General features: G+C 71.1%; 19 protein-coding genes and 1 pseudogene. 6 read left to right on the top strand and 14 right to left on the bottom strand.

Annotated features, from left to right (window positions below; all coding sequences use genetic code 11):
- Positions 1–6 precede the first annotated feature (6 nt).
- The 5 genes from OIE49_RS14015 to OIE49_RS13995 form a co-directional block, all read right to left on the bottom strand.
- Positions 7–1233, bottom strand: coding sequence for a DNA cytosine methyltransferase (locus OIE49_RS14015; RefSeq protein ID WP_326802611.1), 1227 nt, complete (start codon positions 1231–1233; stop codon positions 7–9).
- A 97-nt stretch (positions 1234–1330) separates the two neighbouring features.
- Positions 1331–2302, bottom strand: a complete 972-nt coding sequence (locus OIE49_RS14010; protein ID WP_326802610.1) for a DNA cytosine methyltransferase — start codon at positions 2300–2302, stop codon at positions 1331–1333.
- Positions 2299–2712 (bottom strand): very short patch repair endonuclease, encoded by a 414-nt coding sequence (locus tag OIE49_RS14005; RefSeq protein ID WP_398142515.1) that lies wholly within the window; start codon positions 2710–2712, stop codon positions 2299–2301. Before OIE49_RS14005 ends, OIE49_RS14010 begins: the two co-directional genes overlap by 4 nt.
- Positions 2713–2834: 122 nt before the next feature.
- Positions 2835–3113, bottom strand: coding sequence for a DUF6087 family protein (locus OIE49_RS14000; RefSeq protein ID WP_326802608.1), 279 nt, complete (start codon positions 3111–3113; stop codon positions 2835–2837).
- Between the two features lie 13 nt (positions 3114–3126).
- The gene (locus OIE49_RS13995) at positions 3127–3360 is read right to left on the bottom strand and encodes a hypothetical protein (protein ID WP_326802607.1); all 234 of its coding nucleotides are present in this window, start codon (positions 3358–3360) and stop codon (positions 3127–3129) included.
- A 123-nt stretch (positions 3361–3483) separates the two neighbouring features.
- Here OIE49_RS13995 and OIE49_RS13990 point away from each other — a divergent pair, with 123 nt between their 5' ends.
- On the top strand, positions 3484–3816 hold the full coding sequence (locus OIE49_RS13990) for a hypothetical protein (RefSeq protein ID WP_326802606.1): 333 nt from the start codon (positions 3484–3486) through the stop codon (positions 3814–3816).
- A 50-nt stretch (positions 3817–3866) separates the two neighbouring features.
- Here the strand turns inward: OIE49_RS13990 and OIE49_RS13985 are convergent, their stop codons facing one another.
- From OIE49_RS13985 to OIE49_RS13960, 6 genes and pseudogenes are all read right to left on the bottom strand, one after another.
- Entirely contained in the window at positions 3867–5147 is a 1281-nt protein-coding gene (locus OIE49_RS13985; RefSeq protein ID WP_326802605.1) for a hypothetical protein, read from the bottom strand.
- Positions 5148–5158: 11 nt separating this feature from the next.
- On the bottom strand, positions 5159–5425 hold the full coding sequence (locus OIE49_RS13980; protein WP_326802604.1) for a hypothetical protein: 267 nt from the start codon (positions 5423–5425) through the stop codon (positions 5159–5161).
- Positions 5422–8142 (bottom strand): SUMF1/EgtB/PvdO family nonheme iron enzyme, encoded by a 2721-nt coding sequence (locus OIE49_RS13975; protein WP_326802603.1) that lies wholly within the window; start codon positions 8140–8142, stop codon positions 5422–5424. The genes OIE49_RS13980 and OIE49_RS13975 overlap by 4 nt, the downstream gene beginning before the upstream one ends.
- Positions 8139–8915, bottom strand: coding sequence for a class I SAM-dependent methyltransferase (locus OIE49_RS13970; RefSeq protein WP_326802602.1), 777 nt, complete (start codon positions 8913–8915; stop codon positions 8139–8141). Before OIE49_RS13970 ends, OIE49_RS13975 begins: the two co-directional genes overlap by 4 nt.
- Positions 8916–9018: 103 nt before the next feature.
- Positions 9019–10707, bottom strand: a complete 1689-nt coding sequence (locus OIE49_RS13965) for a serine/threonine-protein kinase (RefSeq protein ID WP_326802601.1) — start codon at positions 10705–10707, stop codon at positions 9019–9021.
- 221 nt (positions 10708–10928) lie between these two features.
- A pseudogene (locus OIE49_RS13960) lies at positions 10929–11375 on the bottom strand (nuclear transport factor 2 family protein); the annotation flags it as partial.
- Between the two features lie 16 nt (positions 11376–11391).
- Here OIE49_RS13960 and OIE49_RS13955 point away from each other — a divergent pair.
- Positions 11392–11553 carry a hypothetical protein gene (locus OIE49_RS13955; protein WP_401844761.1) on the top strand — a complete coding sequence of 54 codons (162 nt, stop codon included), beginning with the start codon at positions 11392–11394 and terminating at the stop codon, positions 11551–11553.
- A 35-nt stretch (positions 11554–11588) separates the two neighbouring features.
- Here OIE49_RS13955 and OIE49_RS13950 read toward each other — a convergent pair whose 3' ends face one another.
- The gene (locus tag OIE49_RS13950; protein ID WP_326802600.1) at positions 11589–12629 is read right to left on the bottom strand and encodes an SEC-C domain-containing protein; all 1041 of its coding nucleotides are present in this window, start codon (positions 12627–12629) and stop codon (positions 11589–11591) included.
- Positions 12630–12795: 166 nt separating this feature from the next.
- Positions 12796–14229, bottom strand: a complete 1434-nt coding sequence (locus OIE49_RS13945) for an MFS transporter (protein ID WP_326802599.1) — start codon at positions 14227–14229, stop codon at positions 12796–12798.
- Positions 14230–14364: 135 nt separating this feature from the next.
- On the opposite strand from OIE49_RS13945, the gene OIE49_RS13940 reads away from it, so the two are divergent.
- From OIE49_RS13940 to OIE49_RS13925, 4 genes are all read left to right on the top strand, one after another.
- Positions 14365–14892: a winged helix-turn-helix transcriptional regulator gene (locus tag OIE49_RS13940; protein ID WP_100569259.1), complete on the top strand. Its 528-nt coding sequence runs from the start codon at positions 14365–14367 to the stop codon at positions 14890–14892.
- A gap of 131 nt (positions 14893–15023) precedes the next feature.
- Positions 15024–15353 (top strand): DUF6412 domain-containing protein, encoded by a 330-nt coding sequence (locus OIE49_RS13935; RefSeq protein ID WP_326806224.1) that lies wholly within the window; start codon positions 15024–15026, stop codon positions 15351–15353.
- A 91-nt stretch (positions 15354–15444) separates the two neighbouring features.
- Positions 15445–16158 carry a YidC/Oxa1 family membrane protein insertase gene (locus OIE49_RS13930; RefSeq protein WP_326802598.1) on the top strand — a complete coding sequence of 238 codons (714 nt, stop codon included), beginning with the start codon at positions 15445–15447 and terminating at the stop codon, positions 16156–16158.
- Between the two features lie 169 nt (positions 16159–16327).
- Complete coding sequence (locus OIE49_RS13925; RefSeq protein ID WP_326802597.1) at positions 16328–17215, top strand: fumarylacetoacetate hydrolase family protein; 888 nt, start codon at positions 16328–16330, stop codon at positions 17213–17215.
- Positions 17216–17245: 30 nt separating this feature from the next.
- Here OIE49_RS13925 and OIE49_RS13920 read toward each other — a convergent pair whose 3' ends face one another.
- Positions 17246–18148 carry an LLM class F420-dependent oxidoreductase gene (locus OIE49_RS13920; RefSeq protein WP_326802596.1) on the bottom strand — a complete coding sequence of 301 codons (903 nt, stop codon included), beginning with the start codon at positions 18146–18148 and terminating at the stop codon, positions 17246–17248.

Below are 18148 nucleotides of genomic sequence, written 5' to 3'. Positions count from 1 at the left end.
TGCGTCCTACACGCGGGGAGGCCGCCAAGAATTCAGCGCTTCGATGGCTTGCTGCTTGCGCTGATCGTCCAACTCCAGTGCCGTGCACAGAATGTGTACGGCCAGGAGCGGCGGGATCGCGTTACCGATTTGCTGCGCGACATCGGTGCCCTGCCAGGGGTAGTCAGCCGGAAAGGTCTGCAGAAGGCCGGCCTCGCGGAACGTGAAGCGATCTTGTTCCGCACCCAGTTCAGGTTCACCGTCCGCATCGAAGCCCTTGAGGTCGTACACCCTGTTGCGGCGCACCTTGCCGGTGACGGTGGCGGCCGGCGTATGGGAGGTGCGACGCCCCCGCTTCTTGGGATTCCCCCCTTCTCCGTAGTTGGAGAGGACGACGAAGTCCGTGGAACGTGAGTCCTTGAGCGTGTCGCCCATGGAGGCCCAGGGCAATGGGTTGGTGGCGGCAGGGGTCTCGAAGAGCGGGTTCTGCCGGCGGTCGATCGTTGGCGTCGCGCCTTCCTTCGTTGTGGGGAGGCGTTTCGCTCCCTTGCGATAGCGCTGGTGTGTCAGGGGTGGGAACTCGATGCCCTGGCCGCCGGATTCACCCCGGTAACGGGCAATCAGCACCGCGCGGCGGCGTGTTTGCGGCACCCCATATTCCTCGGTGTGCAGGATGCGGCAATCCGCGTCGTATCCGCGCAGACGGAGAATCTTGACGTATTCCTCCCACACGGGAAGCACGGTGGGAACCTGCTCCAGAACGACCGCCTCGTAGGGTGCGGGTGCCTTGAGTATTTTCTCGACGATCCAGCGCAGGGGTTGAAGGACGAGTCCGGTGCGCTCGTCGGCCCAGGACAGGGCGACGGCTCTCCGCTTGACCTCCGCCCAGGCCTTGTCCAATTTCTCGACGTTCGGGCTCTCTCCCACGAGCCAGGCCAGCTCCTGCACCTCTTCGAGGGCGTTGTGCCCCTCACGGTTGCCTGCCACGGAGTAGGTCTGGCAAGGCGGGCCCCCGGTGAGGACGCGGGCTGAGCGAACCTCGGGGTCGAGTGGATTCAGTTCCGCCACGTCGCGGACCTTGGTGGTACGTAGACCGGCGGCTTTCCGGGTTGCTCGGGTCGATGCTTCCCATTCGACGCCGATAGTGGGTACTTCAAGCACCTCGGCCGCGATGTCCAGGCCGCCCGGTCCCGCGAAAAGATCGACGATGACGGGCTGATCCTGGTGTGCGTCCGGATGAGGTGCTCGGGTCATGAGGTGGAAGTGTAGCCGGCGACGGCTGGTGTGCGCCGCCTGTATCATGCGGTCGCGCGAGAAGCGCGACTTCTGCTCTGACCTGGGGGTTTGTCGCTCAGGAGCGGATTGCGCGGGCGATGGCCCGGCCGAGCGCCTCGCCCACCGGCGGAGGGGAGGCGTGGCCGATCTGGCGGTAACGGAGAGTCTTGCCGCCGGCGAACCGCCACTCGGCGGGGAAGGCTTGGAGCATGGCCGCCTGCATGTTAGTGATCTTGACCATGCCGGCCGGTCCCAGCGATGGCTCCCACACGAAGTCGGGGCCGGGGGTGTCGTCGCCGAGCGACCCGGCGTTGACCCCCATCCGGGCCCATGCCTTCTTCGTGCCCGTCGGTCCCAGATCTGCCCCGCCCCGGTTGTCGGAACCGCCGACGAGGGTCGGCGCGACGACGGTCGCCTGGGCCGCCCAAACGTCCGCCCCGGTCCAGCCGCGTGACGCCATGGAGTCCCGGAGAGCCTGGCCCACTGTCATGTGCTCGTGGGCGGTCGGCACCGGCGGACGGAAGGCGTCGAAGCAGCGGCTCTTCAGAGCCACCAGGACACCCTGCTTGCGGTCCTGAGGCACACCGAAATCGGCTGCGTTGAGCACGAACCAGCAGAACCGGTACCCGAGGTGTTCCAATTCACTGCGGATGAAGCCCCGTACGTCCTCGAAATCCGGGTGGTCGACCAACCCGGGGACATTCTCGATCACCAGAGCGCGTGGTTGCACGGCGTGGACCAGGTACACCGTTGCCCGAAGCAGCTCGCGTTCCTTGCCGCTGTCCGCCCGCTTGTACGTCGCGGCGGACCGGACCCGGGGAAGGCCTGCCGACAGCAGGTCGACGTCGTAGCTTTCCGGGTGCTCGATCGGGTCGAAATCCCGTAGGTCGGTTTCCAGGACGTTCCACTTCGGACGGTTCAGGCGGAGTGTTTCGCATGCCACCGCTTTGTTGTCCAGGAGCAAGGTCGGTTCGAAGCCCGCCTGCTCCAGCCCCAGTGCCAGGCCGCCCGCGCCGGCGCACACATCGACGAACCGGAGTGACCTCATGGGTCTGTGCTCTTCCGCCGCCGATCAACGTGCCCTGCTTGCTTGTGCGCAATGAGCTCTTGTATTTGCAGGGCGATCTTCAGCGGATCTTCGTGCTCCCAGAAGCGCAACACAGTCCAGCCCGCTTCCGTGAGGTGCCCAGTGGTTTCGATGTCTCGACTCATATTGCGGTCGAGCTTCGTTCGCCACCATTCCGAGTTCGCCTTGGGGTGTGTGGCGTGCTCAGGACAGCCATGCCAGAAGCAACCGTCCAAGAAGATCGCGATCTTGCGTTTTCCGAAGGCGATGTCGATGGTGCGGCGGGGCATCCCCGGCACCGGTACGTTCACGCGGTACCGCAGGCCCGCGGCGTGCAGGAGCCGCCGGACCGCGACCTCCGGAGCGGTGTCACGCGAGCCTTGTCTGCTCATACGGGCGGAGACAGCGGCGGAGGATGGGACTGCGTCGGTCACGCTTCCATTCTGCCGGCGAGCTCCATGAAAAGGATCAGGTCCTTGTGGCCTTGTCGGGGCGGTCCGGCATCGCGCGCGGGTTACGGCGCTCCCGGCCCCAGGTTCACCCACTCTTTCGCCCCCGCCAGGTCAGGTGCTGTGCCCACCACCTGGTACGCGAACCCGTCCCATTCCTCCAGGACGCGCGGCTCATCCGGTCGCAGGTGGCCGGCGCCGCCGTGGACCGGCCGATGGCGACGGCGGACGTCTATCGGCGGGCGGCGTCGCCTGGTGTACGAGGCGAGCGGGGCGTCGGGGTGGATCTGCGGGACCGCACGGGATCGTTGGTTCGGTGGTCCCGGGCGACGATGCTTGGCCATGCTGTCGATGGTCTCAGGCCGCGATGGTGGTTGAGCGGGAGGCCGTGAGCTCCTCGGCCCTCGCGCGCACCTCGTCGGCCGTGGCCGTCCTGTAGGGGCGGGCGGCCTCCAGCAAGGTGTTCAGCCGGGAAGCGACGAGGGTGGAGTCGACGCGGACGGCGTCGTCGAGCGCTTGCTGCGCCGCTTTGGCGCCCTGCTCGGGCTCGCCCTCGGCGAACAGCGCGGCCCCCGGTCCGACGCGATCCATGACTCGTACTCGTTCGAATCCGGGCCTCCTCATCCGGAGGGCAGCCTTGAACTGCATGCTCGAAGACTGCCCGCCCGGTCCGAGGCCGGCTAGGTCCCGGGCGGAGACCGCGCGGGCCCCCGCATGTTCGGCAGCGTCGAAGTAGTCGACCCACCTGGGGATGTCCTCACCGAGTCCCTCGCTCAGGAGGACGTCGGCGGCACCGAGGTGAGTCTCCGCTTGGCGTGCGTCGCCCAGAGCCGCGTGCACACGGCCGGTCTGGGATGCGACCAACGCCTTGACCACGGTGTGCGTGAGGGCGGACCGACAAGGCTTTGGGAGTGTGTCGAGAAGGTCATCGACGCCTACGACGAGGCCGGCCGACCGGAGCCGGGTGCCTTCACTCTGAGCGTGAACCAGGAGGGGCAGTACCTGCGGCACCCGCAGATGCCCAGCCTGCGGATGTCCGGGCCCTGAGCGTGAGCGCGGACGGTCATCCCGTATGAGGCAGGCGCAAGCTCCGGGTCCTACCGCCCGTTCTCCCCGCCCCGCAACGAAGACAGCACCAACCGCCCGTACCGCGTGGTCAGAGCCGCCGCCGTCGCCGCCACCGACGCCCCGAGGCCGACGAGAAGGTGGGACAGGGAGTGGTCGTCCAGGACCTGGAGGATGCCCAGCGCCGTGCCGAGGGGCAGGCCCAGGATGGTGAGGACGCCCAGGGCGCCGCTGATCTGCTGGCTTTCCTGGGTCTGGACGAGTCGGCTGTAGTCGGCGGCCTCGGCGAGGATCTCGGAGAAGCGGGCCGGGAGGCGGTGCTGGTACTGGAAGGCGAGGAGCAGCTCGTTGGCGGGGCCGTGGGCCGTGAGGTGCTGGCGCCAGTGGCCGCTGCGGAAGAGCGCGATGCTGCGCTCCAGGGTGGCGACGCGGCGGGCCAGGCGCCGGGGCGAGGTGAACACGTCAGAGAGTTCGTCGGTGAGTTCGTCGATGTGGTCGCGCTGGAGGGAACCCAGCAGCAGGGCGTCGAGGTAGACGGTGCGGGAGTGCAGCGCGCCGAACTCGAAGAAGTCGCCCTCTCCCGTGTCGGGCCGGTGGCCGAGGAAGGCGGCGCCCTGCCGCAGCACAAGGGCGCTCCAGTCCGCGGAGATCCGCACGGCACCCTTGAGTTCCTCGGCGGCGGTCTCCGGAGCCAGGGGGAAGTCCGCTGAGTTGGAGCGTGAGGCCAGTTGCCACAGCCAGCTGTCCGCCGTGGCGGGCAGGTGGCCTTCCTGGCCGTTACGGAGGGAGGGGGTGTGCCGGGCTGTCGGGGTCAGGAAGGCGATCGTGTACGGGCGGGCTATGGCGAAGGGTGTGGCGGAGTCACGGACGTCGGCGATTCCGGCGAGGAGTGTGGCCGGGTCGAACGATCCGGTGAGGCCGGGCACCGGGTCGCCATCCGTTGAGGGGCGGCGGCCGGCGAGGGACCGCAGCACCGGGAGGAGCGGTCGCTCCACGGTGAAGTGCAGGACGACGAGGGCGTGTTCTGGGTCGCGAGCGGTGGCCGCGCGGAGCAGTTCCATGCCGAGCAGGTGGAGTCCGTCCTGCTTGACGTCGAGCGGCAGGTGCCAGCGCCGCGGCTGTCCCGGGGTGCCGTAGAGGGTACGCGCGGAGGCGGGCGTGAAGTACGTAGACCGGGTCGTCGCGTCCGTGCGACGGCTGCCGAGCTCGAACGGGAACGGGCCCTCCGGCCAGCCGGGGGCGCGGCGCAGTCGGGCGGGCAGGACGACGGTCAGTTCCTGACGAGCGCCCATGACGTCGTCGAGCGATGGCACGTGGTTGCCCGTCACTGGTAGTACGCCGCCGGGTCCGGCTGGTCGAGGCGGATGACGAACTCGGCCCGGTCCGGGCTGTGGGCGCTGATGTGGAAGCGGACTCGTTCACCGGTCCGGATGGTGCGGAACCCCTCGGTCACGATCTGCCGGTAGTCGAAGCTGTAGTACCGCTCCTCCTCGTCGTCCCGGACGATGTAGGAGCCCACCGTGCCGGTCGTTCCGCCGCCGCTCGGCCGGCGGTCGACGATGGTGCCGTGGCGTGGTCCGCCGCCGCTCATGCCGTCGTTCCTTCCTCGCCGGTCGTCCCGGCCCCCTGCGCCATGTCCGGTGCGTGCTCCGCATCGATGTCCTGCACGCAGCGGAAGCCGACCGCGTTGCTCCCGCCGCGTTTGCGGTAGACGCCCTTGGTGCTGGTTTGCACCGCGCGCATCGGGTTGTCGTAGCTTCCGCCGCAGATGACGGCCTCGGCGGGGTCGTCCAGGCTGGTGGAGGTCCACTCCCAGCAGTTGCCCACCATGTCCAGCACGCCGAACGGGGACCGGTTGCCGGGGCGTTCGTCAGAAGGTGTGGCTCCGGCGCGGCGAATGGCGTCGCCGACGAAGTCCCGGTACCACGCCTGGTAGGTCACGACGGGGTGGCCGACCCAGGTGTCGGCGCAGTTGACGAGGCTGGTGTCCGGAGTGTCTCCCCAGGGGAAGAGCCGCCCGTCGGTGCCGCGTGCCGCGGCCTCCCATTCGAGGGACGTCGGCAGGCGTTTGCCTTCGAACGCGGCGAAGGCGTAGGCGCTCCACCAGTTGACGCAGATTGCCGGGTGGTTGCCGTAGCACGGGTTCTCGTAGAAGTCGCGATGGCGCAGCCGGTCGGTCCACGGGTGGTGGCTGACATGCGCCGGCTGGTCGGGGTGGTCCCAACGCGATGTACCGTCCGCATCAAGGGCGTTGAGGAAGCGTCGGTAGCGTGCGACCGTCACGGCATGACGGTCGAAACGTACGGGGCGCTCGATGCGACGAATCAGCAGCCGTTCGGCCGGACCGACCAGATACGCCCCGGCGGGCAGTACGCAGTCGTCCCGTGTGTCGGTGGCGCCCGCGGACTGGTCCGCCATGAAGGCGCGCACCTGTTCTGTCAGAAAGGCGCCGCCCGGGATGTCCGCCGCCGCGTCCAGATGGGCCGGGTCGGAGAGATGGCGAGCGGCCAGCAACTCCTGGTATGCGGTGTGCACGAAGGCGACGTGGTCGGGACCCGCCGGGCGCAGCAGTGGAGCGAGGACGCAGGCCGTCAGGTCGAGGCGTCCGTCCTTGAAGGCGTCCGGTCCCAGAGCGCGGTGCAGGTCGAGCAGGGAGAAGACGGCTCGGTCGGTGAGGAATGGTTGGCCGAGTGCGAGGGGAAGGCGCTCCTCCAGCTCGGGCCGCCCGCTCTCGGCCAGCGTCCGCGTGATGTGGGTGCCGAGGATGTGCGCGAGCGGCTGCCCCGGGGAGAGACCGAGCCGCGCGGTCAGACGCCTCTCCAGTGGGGTCGCGGCGGGTTCGGTCAGGCGTACCACGTGGAAGTGGGGGACGCGTGACGGGTCGATGCCGTTCGCGTACATCTGCTCGACCAGTTGTTCGGAGCGTCCGGCGCCGTTGTCGAGCAGCTGCCGCACTTGGGGCGAGTCCGCGAGGAAGGAGACCCGGGAGCTCATGACGACCGCCGACTCGGCGGACAGGACGGCCGCGAGGTCGGTGAACAGGCGCAGGAATCCCGCGGCGCTCGGTTCCTCGACACCCTCGTCCACGGCGTCGAGGACGCACAGCGCGGTCCCGGAGCGGATCAGGTAGAGGAAGAGGTCGTACGCGCGGGAGCGGTCCGAGGCGGCCATGGCCGGGGCGAGCAGGCGGGCCGCGTACTCGGAGAAGGGCTCGTCCTTCGGTTTGAGGGCGAGGTCGAAATAGAAGCGGAATCGGCGGAGCTCCGGGTCGGTGGCCAGGGCGCGCAGGAGGGTGCTCTTGCCGCTGCCCGGTCGGCCGGTGACGAGTACGTTGGCGCTTCCGCGTGCCAGGCGGGCCAGGAGGTCGGCCGCGTCGCCGGACTCCGTCACCTTCGGTGCGCCGGTGCGCGGGTCGGTGCTCAGGGCCGTGGCGGCGACGGTGACCCGCGGTTCCTGGACGGTGCCCTCGGCGATCTCGGCAGTGGTGGCTGCCGCGAGCCCGGCGAGATGGGCGTCGAGATTGACGAGGGTGTCGACGAACCCGTCGTACCGCACGATCCGGAAGTCCGTGCCCAGCAATTGGTGCAGAGCTCCGGGGGCCGCGCCTCCGTCGTTGTCCACGACGACGAACCGGGTGAGTTTGGGTAACCGGGTGCGGAGCAACTCGCCCCCACGGGAGGCGAGGACGGTGCCCAGGTCGTCGGCGTCCCGGGAGAGCATCAGCTCGACGTATTCGAGCTTCATACCGGACTCCCGGCAGAACAGCAGATAGACGGTGTCCGGGCTGAGGACGAATCGCTTGGCTTGACGGTAGCCGAGGGTGATGTGGAGCCCGGCCAGGAACTCGCAGCGGCGTGCCACCTCGGGGGCCACGTCGGGTTCGCCGCCGAGCAGGGCGGCGCTGCCCGTGTCGGTGAACCAGACCAGGACGTCGACCAGCCTGCGGACCGCGAGCAGTCCGTCCTCGTCGCTGATCTCGTAGCCGTCGTGGGTGGAGCGGTTGCGCAGGCGGCGGATGTCGTCGAGCGCGTCGAGAACCGTGCTGCTCCGGATGTACGGGCGGCAACGCTTCACCAGGTCGTTCAGCGCCTTCGTCGCGGGATCGCCCTCGACGCCGTGGTGCCGCCACAGTTCCTTGAGAAGCTTCTCGGTCAGCTTCCCGACGAGCGCTACCGCGTTCTCGGGGTAGCCGTCGTTGAGCGACCGTAACGGGCGCTCCAGATCGAGGCCGAGACGGTCGGCGATCCGCGCGTGATCGTCTAGCTCCCCGCGCAGACGTCGCAGTCGTTCGTCGACGACGGTGCTCACGCGCGCTCCTTTGGCTGTCGTCCGAGGATGAACGCGAACCGGTCGGGGAAGACCAGCTCGGGCTCCGGGTGAGCGGCTCGCATCTCCGCGATGCCCTTCTCGATCTCACTGTCGCTGAAAGTGGAGAGCAGGGACATGTAGCGGGCACGGACCATGCCGAGGTACCTGTCCCGGTCGATTCGCAGTTCGTGCTCGACGTGGTCGAGCCGGGCGTCCAGTCCCGCCGTGCGCAGATGCCCCTGGATGACGGCCGGGTCCGGCTGCAGTTCCTCGAAGCGGGCGAGGGCGGCCTTGAACAGTGGGTACTGGATGGTGGCCGGAAGCATGACCGCCAGCAGTCGGCCGCCGGGGGCCAGCAGGTCGGCAAGGCCTCGCAGTGTGCGCTCCTGGTCGGTCACATGGTGCACCGACTCCTTCAGCCACATCGCGTCGAGCTGCTCGTACGGCAGCCGGGTCCGTCCTTCGGCGATGTCCTCCGCGGAGGCGACGACCGGCGTCAGCAAGGGCGGGGGCGGAGTACCGAGCCCCCGGAGCATGGCGTCAGAGGGGTCGACGCACAGAATGGGGTGGCGCGGCTGTATCTGCCGGGCGACTTCGCGGGCGAACAGGCCCGTGCCGGAGCCGATGTCGGCGATCCGGTCGTCGGGGCCGAGCGTCAGCGCCTCCGCGATCCGGCCGGACATCCAGGGGATGTACTCCGGGCCGTAGACCCAATGTTCGTCGTACTCGGCTGCGAGCCCGTCGTAGTGATCCCGCACATCACGCCGCGCCACGATCCCCCTCGCGTGTCTGCTGGTCGTGCCGTCACCGGTCAGCCGGCAGGCTATCGCAGGGTGGCGAGGTCGCGACAGTGCGTGACAGGTCAATCCGGCCTGGCTACGTGGCCCGCCAGACCGTCATGTCCGCCATCACGAAGCCCACCTCCGGTAGCGCGGTCGACTTCACGCTGATCAAGAAGAGCGCGATGTCTCCGGAGGGGTGCTTGACGCAGATCTCGCTGCCGGCCGCCGCTGCGGCCAGGTATATGCGGCGATAGTTGCCGCGGTGACTGTCGGCACCAGCGAGGAGGTCACGGCAGTCCTCGAAGGAGGCCCCGGGATCGTCGAACAACAGGACCATCGTGCTGGTGTCGCTTTCCAGCTCGCAGCCGGCTTCCTTGCAGCCGAAGCGGATGTCCCCCTTGCGGTCGCTGCGCGCGACCCCCTTCGTGAAGTCCAGTGAGTTCTTCTGGTTCAGCGATATGCCGACGTACGGGGTGGCTCGCGGCGGCTTGGACACCGTGGAGGAGGGGTGCGACGATCCTGGCGCCCGGTCGTCGGCCTTCGAGGCCGGTGTGGCTGCCGGTGATGATGAGGGCGCCGAGGACCGTGCGGACGTTTTCGGAGGGGGCGTCGAGGACGCTGCCGTCTCCCAGGCGCGGAGCCGGTTCACCGTGCTGACGACCGACCAGGTCAGGCCGGTCAGCAGCAGGGCGCCCGCTGTCACGGAGGCGGTCGCGATCAGGGCGGCGCGGCGTCTGCGGGTGCGTCGCTCGGCCGGGTTCGGAGGCATCGGCGGCCGCGGCCACGTGGGCTGTGGCCACGCGGACTGTCCGGCCGGGACGGCCGGCTGCGGCCAGCCGGCCGAGGGCAGCGTGTAGCCCTGGGTGGGGTTGGGGACCGGGGGCGGGACCGTCACCTCCGGTCCCGCGATCTCCCGCCAGACGGCCGGTCCGCCGCCCGCGTCGGCGTCCTTGCCCAGCCGTTGGCGGCACCATTCGACGACCTCCGCCGGGGTGGGGCGTTCCTCCGGATCGGTGGCCAGGCACCGGGCGAGCAGCGGACGGAGCTGTTCGGGCAGGAGGGAGAGGTCGGGTTCCTCGTTGACGATCCGGTAGAGCACCATGACCGCCGGGCCGGTCCCGTACAGCGGCTCGCCCAGTGCCGCGAACGCCGCCGTCTGACCGAGCGCGAAGATGTCGGTCGCCGCCGTCAGCTCGCCCGCGGACGCCTGCTCGGGAGCCATGAACGACGGTGTGCCGATGGCGGCGCCCGTAGTGGTGTGCGAAGTGACGTCCGAGGCCAGCGAGATGCCGAAGTCGATCACGCGCGGGCCGTCGGTGGCCAGCAGCACGTTCGACGGCTTCAGGTCCCGGTGCACGATGCCCGCGTCATGGATGGCCTGCAGCGCCTCGGCCACCCCCGCCATCAGCCACAGCACCGCCGGAACCGGCAGCGGTCCGCGCCGGGCGACGGCCTCGGTCAGGGAGGGCCCGGGTACGTAGAGTGTGGCCAGCCATGGCGGTACGCCGTCCGCGTCGGCGTCGATCAGCTCGGCCGTGTACGCGCCCCGGACCCGCCGGGCCGCGGTGATCTCCCGGCGGAAACGTCGCCGGAAAACCGGGTCGTCGGCCAGTTCCGGGCGGACCACCTTGATCGCCACCGGCCGTCCGCCCCGCGTGTGCGACAGGTAGACCCGGCCCATGCCACCCGCGCCGAGCCGGGCTGCGAGGCGGTAACCGGCCACCAGGGGCGGGTCGTCCGGTTGCAGGGGCTGGAACACCTCAGTCGCACCCGCGTTGTTCATCGGCCCTCGTCCCCCTGATCCCCGTATCCGCCGATCCCTTGATCCGCCGATCCGATGACTCGACCAACAAGCAGCACCTTAAAGCTTGTTGGGGGGACAAGATCAGGTGGCCCGAGATGGTGTCCCCTCAGCCAGGCGTGAGCCGGGGGACCTCGGCCGGGGCGGGCCGGGAAGCGGGTGGTTGCCGGCCGTCACCGTCGGGACGAGAAGGGCCAGGACGTTCACGCCGCCGGCCGGGGAGTCCGGTGGTACGCCTTGTTCGCGATGCGCCACCTTCCCCCGGCCTGGACCAGCAGGAAGACGTCGGTGAAGGTGTCCGGGCCGTGCCGGAGGGTCATGGACGCGGTGGCTACGGTGCCGTGGACGTCGACGGTGTCGATGCGGCGGGTGCGGGTCGGCTCGTCCGTGGCCGGATGGCCGGGGAAGAGCCCGCAGTACTCGTCCAGGCGCCATGACACGAACGCGCCGTCCCGGATGCCCTCGATGTGGGCGGTGGGCAGGAACGCCTCGCGGAAGTGGGCGGGGTCGCCGGTGGCGTGGCCCTGGGTGTAGAGGCGCAGCGGTTCGAGCACGGCGCCGTCCACGGCGGGAACCGTGGCGGCCACGGCGATGTCGGCCTTCGGGTCGGCCGGGGTGCCGGCCAGGTCGGCCGCGCTGCGGACCGATGTCACCGCGGTGGCCCTCGTGGATCCCCCGACCCGCGGCATCCATACGCTCACTCCGCGCCGCGACCCGCACCCGTGCTCGGCGCCGCTGCTCGACCTGCTCGTGACGGCCTTCGGCGCGGGTCGTCCCGGCCGACCCGCGTACCGGCCGGCTGACGCCGGCGCCCGCGAGCGGGACTGAACCCGCGGGACTGAACCCGCTCGCCTCCGGCGCGCTCAGACGGTTCCGGCGGGTTCGGCGGGCTTGGTCGCCCCGTGGCACTCCCCGTACGCCTGCCCCGAGGCGCACCAGCACTGTGACCCCCGCTGCGGTGGCCAGGCGACCGCGCGGCCCCGGGCCGCCAGGGTCGTCGCGTACTGGGGCAACAGGGTCGGGTCGGACGGGGAGGCGGCCTCCGAGGCGGCGAAGGCCTCGTAGGAGGGAACCGTGCCCGTGACGATGCCCAGGTTGGGGGTGCCGGAGGAGGCCAGCTCGCGCAGGGAGGCCTCTATCGTCGCCAAGTGGGTCGCGTGGGAGGGGTATTCGGCCGTGAGGCCGTCGTAGGCCGTGAGCAGTTCGGACAGTTCTTCCGCCGGCCAGTGCAGGACCGCCACCGGGAAGGGACGGGAGAGGGCCGCGCGGTAGGCGCCGAGTTCGGCACGGAGGCGGGTGATCTCCGCCTGCAGTTCGGCCGGGTTCTCCGAGCCGAGGGACCAGACGCGCTTCGGGTCGTGGAGTTCGTCCAGGGGGACCGGGGAGTTGTGCAGGGTGTCGGCCAGCATGTCCCAGTCGTCGTGGCCCGCGCCCAGCATGCGGCGGACGCGGTGGCGGCCGAAGACGAGCGGGTGGGTGGCGCGCGGGGGTTGCTGGGCCTCCGCGAGAAGCAGCTCCACGCCCTGGGTGAACGTCTCGTGCGCTGCTTCGAGTTCGTCGTGGGCCTCCAGGGACTCCGCGACGATCACCCAGGGCGCCGGGTCGCGGGGCGCCGCGGAACGGACGCCCTCGATGATCGCTCTCGCCTCCGCCTCGTGGCCGTACTCCCAGAGGTTGGCGGCTTTGAGGGCCCGGACCAGGTGGGGGTTCTCCAGGGCGGCGTCGGAGGACAGGAGCCGGTCGTAGAGGGTCGTCGCGGCGGGGCGGTCGCCGGACAGCTCCCGGTGGGCCGCGGCCTGGAGGAGGAGGGCCTCGGCGTCCTCGGGGTACAGATCGGCGGTCCGCTCGAGGCGGGCCGCTTCGGTGGCGTGGTCGGCGTCTTCGGCGGGCGTGGCGGGGCGCATGGGGGACACCGTACTGCCGGGGAGTGACAAAAGTGAGGTATCTGCAGGCCAGGGGAATCCGGGGTCCCCAGGGGACCCCATCCCCGGGGCATCCCGGGGCCTCCTGGTGTCAAGCCCCGTCCTTCCTACGTCCCCGGCCCGCGCCGGTACGTCCCGCCCCGCGCCCTCATCCCCGCTTCCGCTCCCGCGACACCCCCACGCCCACCGCGCCCGCCAGCGCCAGTCCCGCCGACAGCACCATCGCCACGTCGGCGCCCCTGGTCAGGCTGCCCGTCGACGTCGCGAGGGCGATGGTCAGGGCGACTCCGGCGCAGGAGCCGATGTAGCGGAGGGTCTGCTGGGCGCCGGACCCCATCGCCGCGCGCTCCGGCGGGACCGACTCCACAGACAGGAGGGGCAGCGCGGCGTTCAGCAGGCCGGTGGCCACGCCGCCAAGGAGCAGGCCCGGCAGCAGGCGGAGCCAGGAGCCGGAGCCGAGCGCGCCGAGCATCGTCAGGACGCCGGCCGCGTGGAGGACGAAGCCCACGACCAGTTGCCGGCGTGGCGTCACCCGTCCCGCCAGGCGCTTGGCCTGGAGGGCCACCACGAAGCCGGTGCCGGACCACAGCAGCAGCAGCCAGGCGCTGGTCAGCGGTGACATGCCCAGCGTCTGCTGGAGCACCGCGGGCAGGAAGCTGAAGAGGCCGATCACCGACAGGCCCGTGAACAGTCCGCCCGCCGAGGAGGCCAGGAAGCCGGGGCGGCGCAGCAGGGACAGGTCGATCATCGGTGTGCCGGTGCGGCGCTCCAGCAGCGCGAAGAGTCCGAGCAGTGCCACGGACGCCGCGAGCAGCAGTCCCACCGGCGCCCGCAGCCAGCCGTCCCGGCCCAGGGTCAGGGCAGCCACCAGGGCCACCAGGGCCAGTGCGAAGGTCAGTGCGCCGAGGACGTCCGGCCGGCCGCCCCTCGGCGCCCGGGACTCCGACAGGGTGCGGGTGCCGAGCGCGGCCGTGACCAGGGCGGCGACGCCCAGGACGGCGTAGGCGGCCCGCCAGTTGGGCAGGGCGCCCGTGACCACCGGGCCGACCGCGATGCCGCCGCTCACGAAGGCGCCCCAGACGCCGGTCGCGTGGAGCCGGCCGCGCGGGGTGGGGAAGGCGTGCACGAGCAGGCCCAGGCTGCTGGCCAGCAGCGCCGCGCTCGCCCCGCCCTGGGCGATACGGGCCAGCGTGAACTGCCAGGTCGTCGTCGCCAGGGCGCCCAGCACGGTGGTCAGGCCCAGGGACAGCGTGCCGGCCAGGAAGACGCGGCGGCGCCCGTAGTCGTCGGCGAGGCTGCCGGCGATCAGGAGGAGGGCGGCCAGGCCGAGCGGGGTGCCGTTGAGCAGCCATGCCTGGGCGGAGAGGGGAGTGTGCAGGGCGGCCGCGGTGCCGCGGAGGGTGACGATCGGCGCCGTGTACGTCATCAGGGCCACGGTGGTGGCCGCGCTGGTCACGGCCAGGGTGGCCCGGGGGCGCGGAGGCCCGTCCCGGCGCTTGAGGCGTGGGGCGGCGGTGCGCGTGGCGGTGGCCGCTGCCGTGGGGGCCGCGGGGGAGGTGGTGGGGGAGTTCAGCCCGGTCATGGTCCGCCCTTCCGAGGGGCTGTGCGGAGAAGAGACTCACGTAGGTTCGGTCATTGAACCGACCTGCTCCGAAACCGTAACACCTCAAGGTTCGGTCATTGAACCAACTGCTCGGAAAGTGGCTACAGTGGACGCATGGCACTAGGCAAGGACTACGCGACGCAGGAGTGCTCGATCGCCCGCGCGCTGGAGATCATCGGTGAGCGCTGGACGATGCTGGTCATCCGCGACGCGCTCTACGGGGTCCGGCGGTACAACGACTTCCTGGTCCACCTCGGCATTCCCCGCGCGGTGCTCGCCGCCCGCCTCCAGACGCTGACGGCGGAGGGGATCCTGGAGAAGCGGCGGTACCAGGACTCGCCGCCCCGTGACGAGTACGTCCTCACCGAGCGCGGGATCGCGCTGTGGCCCACCCTGCGGGCCCTCGGCCTGTGGGGGCGCGAGCACTTCACCGAGGTCCGGCTGCGCTACTTCCGGCACGCTGACTGCGGCACCGAACTCGGGCCGTACGGCGAGTGCCCCGCCTGCGCAACCGTCGTACCGGTCGAGGACGTCCTCATGGAGCCGGGACCAGGACTCGATCCGGACCCGGCGGATCCGGTCGGACGGGCCCTGCTCAAACCGAGGCGGCTGCTGCAACCGCTCGACATCGATCCTGTATAACCGGATGAGCCCTGTACAAGCAGATGACGAGAGAACGGGACAGTGAGCCGCAGGTGCCGGAGCACCGAGGCGCACGCCCCTGGGAGGGAGCCGGCGTGATCCGCAGTCGCGTCGCCACGCGTCCCTCCGCCATGCCGTTGCTCCTGTCTCTCTTCCTGCCCCTCTTCGTCCTGCTTCCGGTCGCCCTGTCCGCCGCCGGAGGCCTCTCCGGGACCGTGGCCTTCGCGCTCGCCGCGACCGCAGCGGCCGGTTCCGCGCTCGTCGCCTGCGCGGTGCTCGCCTCCCGCTGCACACCCGCCGTACCGCCCACCCGGGTGCGTACGGCCATCAGGGACCGGGACCGCCGTACGGCCTTCCTGCCCCAGCGCGACCCCGACGCCGCGGGCCGGCCGCGGCCCAGGGCACCCGGGCACGCCCTCCCGGCGACCACCGCGCAGGGCACCGTGCACTCCACCGTGTGAAACCGAGTGACCCCGCGCGGGTCGTCATGCCGTCATCCCCGTACGCCATCGCCGTACGCCTGGCACGACGAGACCCCCGGAGGGCTCACTCATGTCCGTTTTCGCCGGCCTGGTCGAGCAACTCGCCGACCTGCTCCAGCCGCTGTTCCACGCCTCGGCGGCCGCCGCCGCGATCGTCCTGTTCACCGCCTTCGTGCGACTCCTCCTCCACCCGCTCTCCCGGGCCGCCGCGCGCGGGCAGAAGGCGCGGGCCGCGTTGCAGCCGCGGATCGGCGAGCTGCGCGAGAAGTACCGGAAGAACCCCGAGAAGCTGCAGAAGGCCGTGCTGGAGCTGCACGCCGAGGAGAAGGTGTCGCCGCTGTCGGGCTGCCTGCCCAGCCTGCTGCAACTGCCCGCCTTCTTCCTGCTGTACCACCTGTTCTCGACGCCGGACGCGGACGGCGCCGGACTGCTCGGCCACCGGCTGCTGGCCGCGCCGCTCGACGAGCGGTGGGCCGACGCCCTGGCCGGGGGCGGGGCCTTCGGGGCGGCCGGGGCCGTGTATCTGGGGCTGTTCGCGGTGGTGACCGTGGTCGCCGCGTTCAACTTCGTTCGGGCGAGGAAGTCCCTGGACGCGACGGACGTGGCGGGTATGGCGAGTATGGCGGGCGGGAGCGGCGGGGCCGTGGGCGCGGTCGGCAAGGCCATGCCGTACATGTCCTTCTTCACGCTGGTCACCGTGGCGGTGGTGCCGCTGGCCGCCGCGCTGTACGTGGTGACCAGCACGGCGTGGAGCGCGGCCGAGCGGTTCCTGCTGTACCGGTGAGCGCGCGGGCCCGGCCGTTCCCGCGGGCGGGCTACGGTCCAGTACGTGAACGCCGTCTTGCGGAGTGCTGGTCGACCCTGGACGATCGACCAGTCCTCCGATGGCCGCGTCTGCCGCACCCAGGTCGCCTTCATCGGCCGGGCGCCCCGCGATCGAGGGAGTTGGACACATGAAGCTGCTGCGAGTCGGCACGGCGGGTGCGGAGCGGCCCGCGCTGCTGGACGCGACCGGGGTCCTGCGCGACCTGTCGGGCATCGTCCCGGACATCGACGGCGCGCTGCTCGCCGACGACGCGGCACTCGCCCGGATCCGCGACGCCGCGGCCGCGGGGGAGCTGCCCGCGCTCGACGGGACCGGTCCTGACGGGACCGGGCCCGACCCGGACGCGTCGCGGATCGGGCCGCCGGTCGCGCGGATCGGCAAGGTCGTGTGCATCGGGCTGAACTACCACGACCACGCCCGCGAGACCGGCGCCGAGCCGCCCGCCGAGCCGGTGATCTTCCTCAAGGCGGCGGACACCGTGGTCGGGCCGGACGACACCGTGCTCGTGCCGCGCGGCGCCGCCAGGACCGACTGGGAGGTGGAGCTGGCGGTCGTCATCGGCCGTACGGCCCGCTACCTGGAGTCGCACGAGGAGGCGCTCGCGCACGTCGCCGGGTACGCGGTGGCGCACGACGTCTCCGAGCGGGAGTTCCAGATCGAGCGCGGCGGGACCTGGGACAAGGGGAAGAACTGCGAGACGTTCAACCCGCTCGGCCCCTGGCTCGTCACCGCCGACGAGGTCCCCGACCCACAGGCGCTGTCGCTGCGCCTGTGGGTCAACGGCGAGCTGAGGCAGGACGGGTCGACCGCCGACCAGATCTTCCCCGTCGCCGAAGTCGTGCGCTACGTGAGCCAGTTCATGACCCTGTACCCCGGGGACGTCATCAACACCGGTACACCGGCCGGGGTCGCCCTGGGGCAGCCCGAGCCGAAGCCGTACCTGCGGGCCGGGGACGTGGTCGAGCTGGAGATCGAGGGTCTTGGCCGGCAGCGGCAGGAACTCAAGGACGCGTAGCGCTCCGCGGGTTGGTGCGGTGCGGTCCGGTCAGGCCAGCAGGGGGGCCAGCCTGCGCCACGCCTCCCGGGGCAGGGCGTCGCGCGGGCCGGCGGTGACCACCTGGAGCGCCACGTGGTCGGCGCCCGCCGCGTGGAACGCCTCGATCCGCTCGCGGATCCGGGACTCCTCGCCCCAGGCGAACACCGCGTCGATCAGGCGGTCGCTGCCGCCGCCGGTGACGTCGGAGTCGGTGAAGCCGAGGCGCAGGAAGTTGTCGGTGTAGTTCGGCAGCTCCAGGTAGGGCGCGAGGTACTCGCGGGCCACCGCGCGGGCGCGAGCCGGGTCGGTCTCCAGGACGACCTTGAACTCCGGTGCCAGCAGCGGCGCCTCGCCCAGGATCTCGCGGGCCTGCGCGGTGTGGTCCGGCGTGGTCAGGTACGGGATGGCGCCGGCCGCACGGTCCCGGGCGAGCCGCAGCATCCTGGGGCCGAGGGCGGCCAGGACGCGGCGCCCGGCGGGCACGCCGCCCTCACCCGACCGGTCGAGCTCGTCGAGCCGGTCCAGATAGTCGACCATCGTCGAGTACGGCTTCCGGTACTGCTGCACACGCGGGCCGTGGCTCACTCCGAGCCCGAGCAGGAAGCGGCCGGGGTGGGTGGCCTCCAGCGCGGTGAACTCCGCCCCGCTGTCGGTGGCGTCCTGCTGCCAGACGCTCTGGATGCTGGTGGCGACGGCGATCCGCCCGGTCGCCTCGATCAGCGGGGCGGCGTTGCGGGCGGTGCTGTTGCCGCCCAGCCAGATGGCTCCGTAGCCGAGTTCCTCCAACTCCACTGCTGCCTCGGCGAGTTCGCCGCGCCGGGCCGCGTTCTCCGAGCGGAGTCCGATGCTCCAGATGCCGTACCGGCCGATGGTCTCCCGCAAGGAGTGCGCGTGGCCTGTGGTGTCGCTCAT

Source organism: Streptomyces sp. NBC_01788 (genome assembly GCF_035917575.1).
Classification (GTDB): Bacteria; Actinomycetota; Actinomycetes; order Streptomycetales; family Streptomycetaceae; genus Streptomyces.
This window is presented reverse-complemented; position numbering and strand designations above follow the sequence as displayed.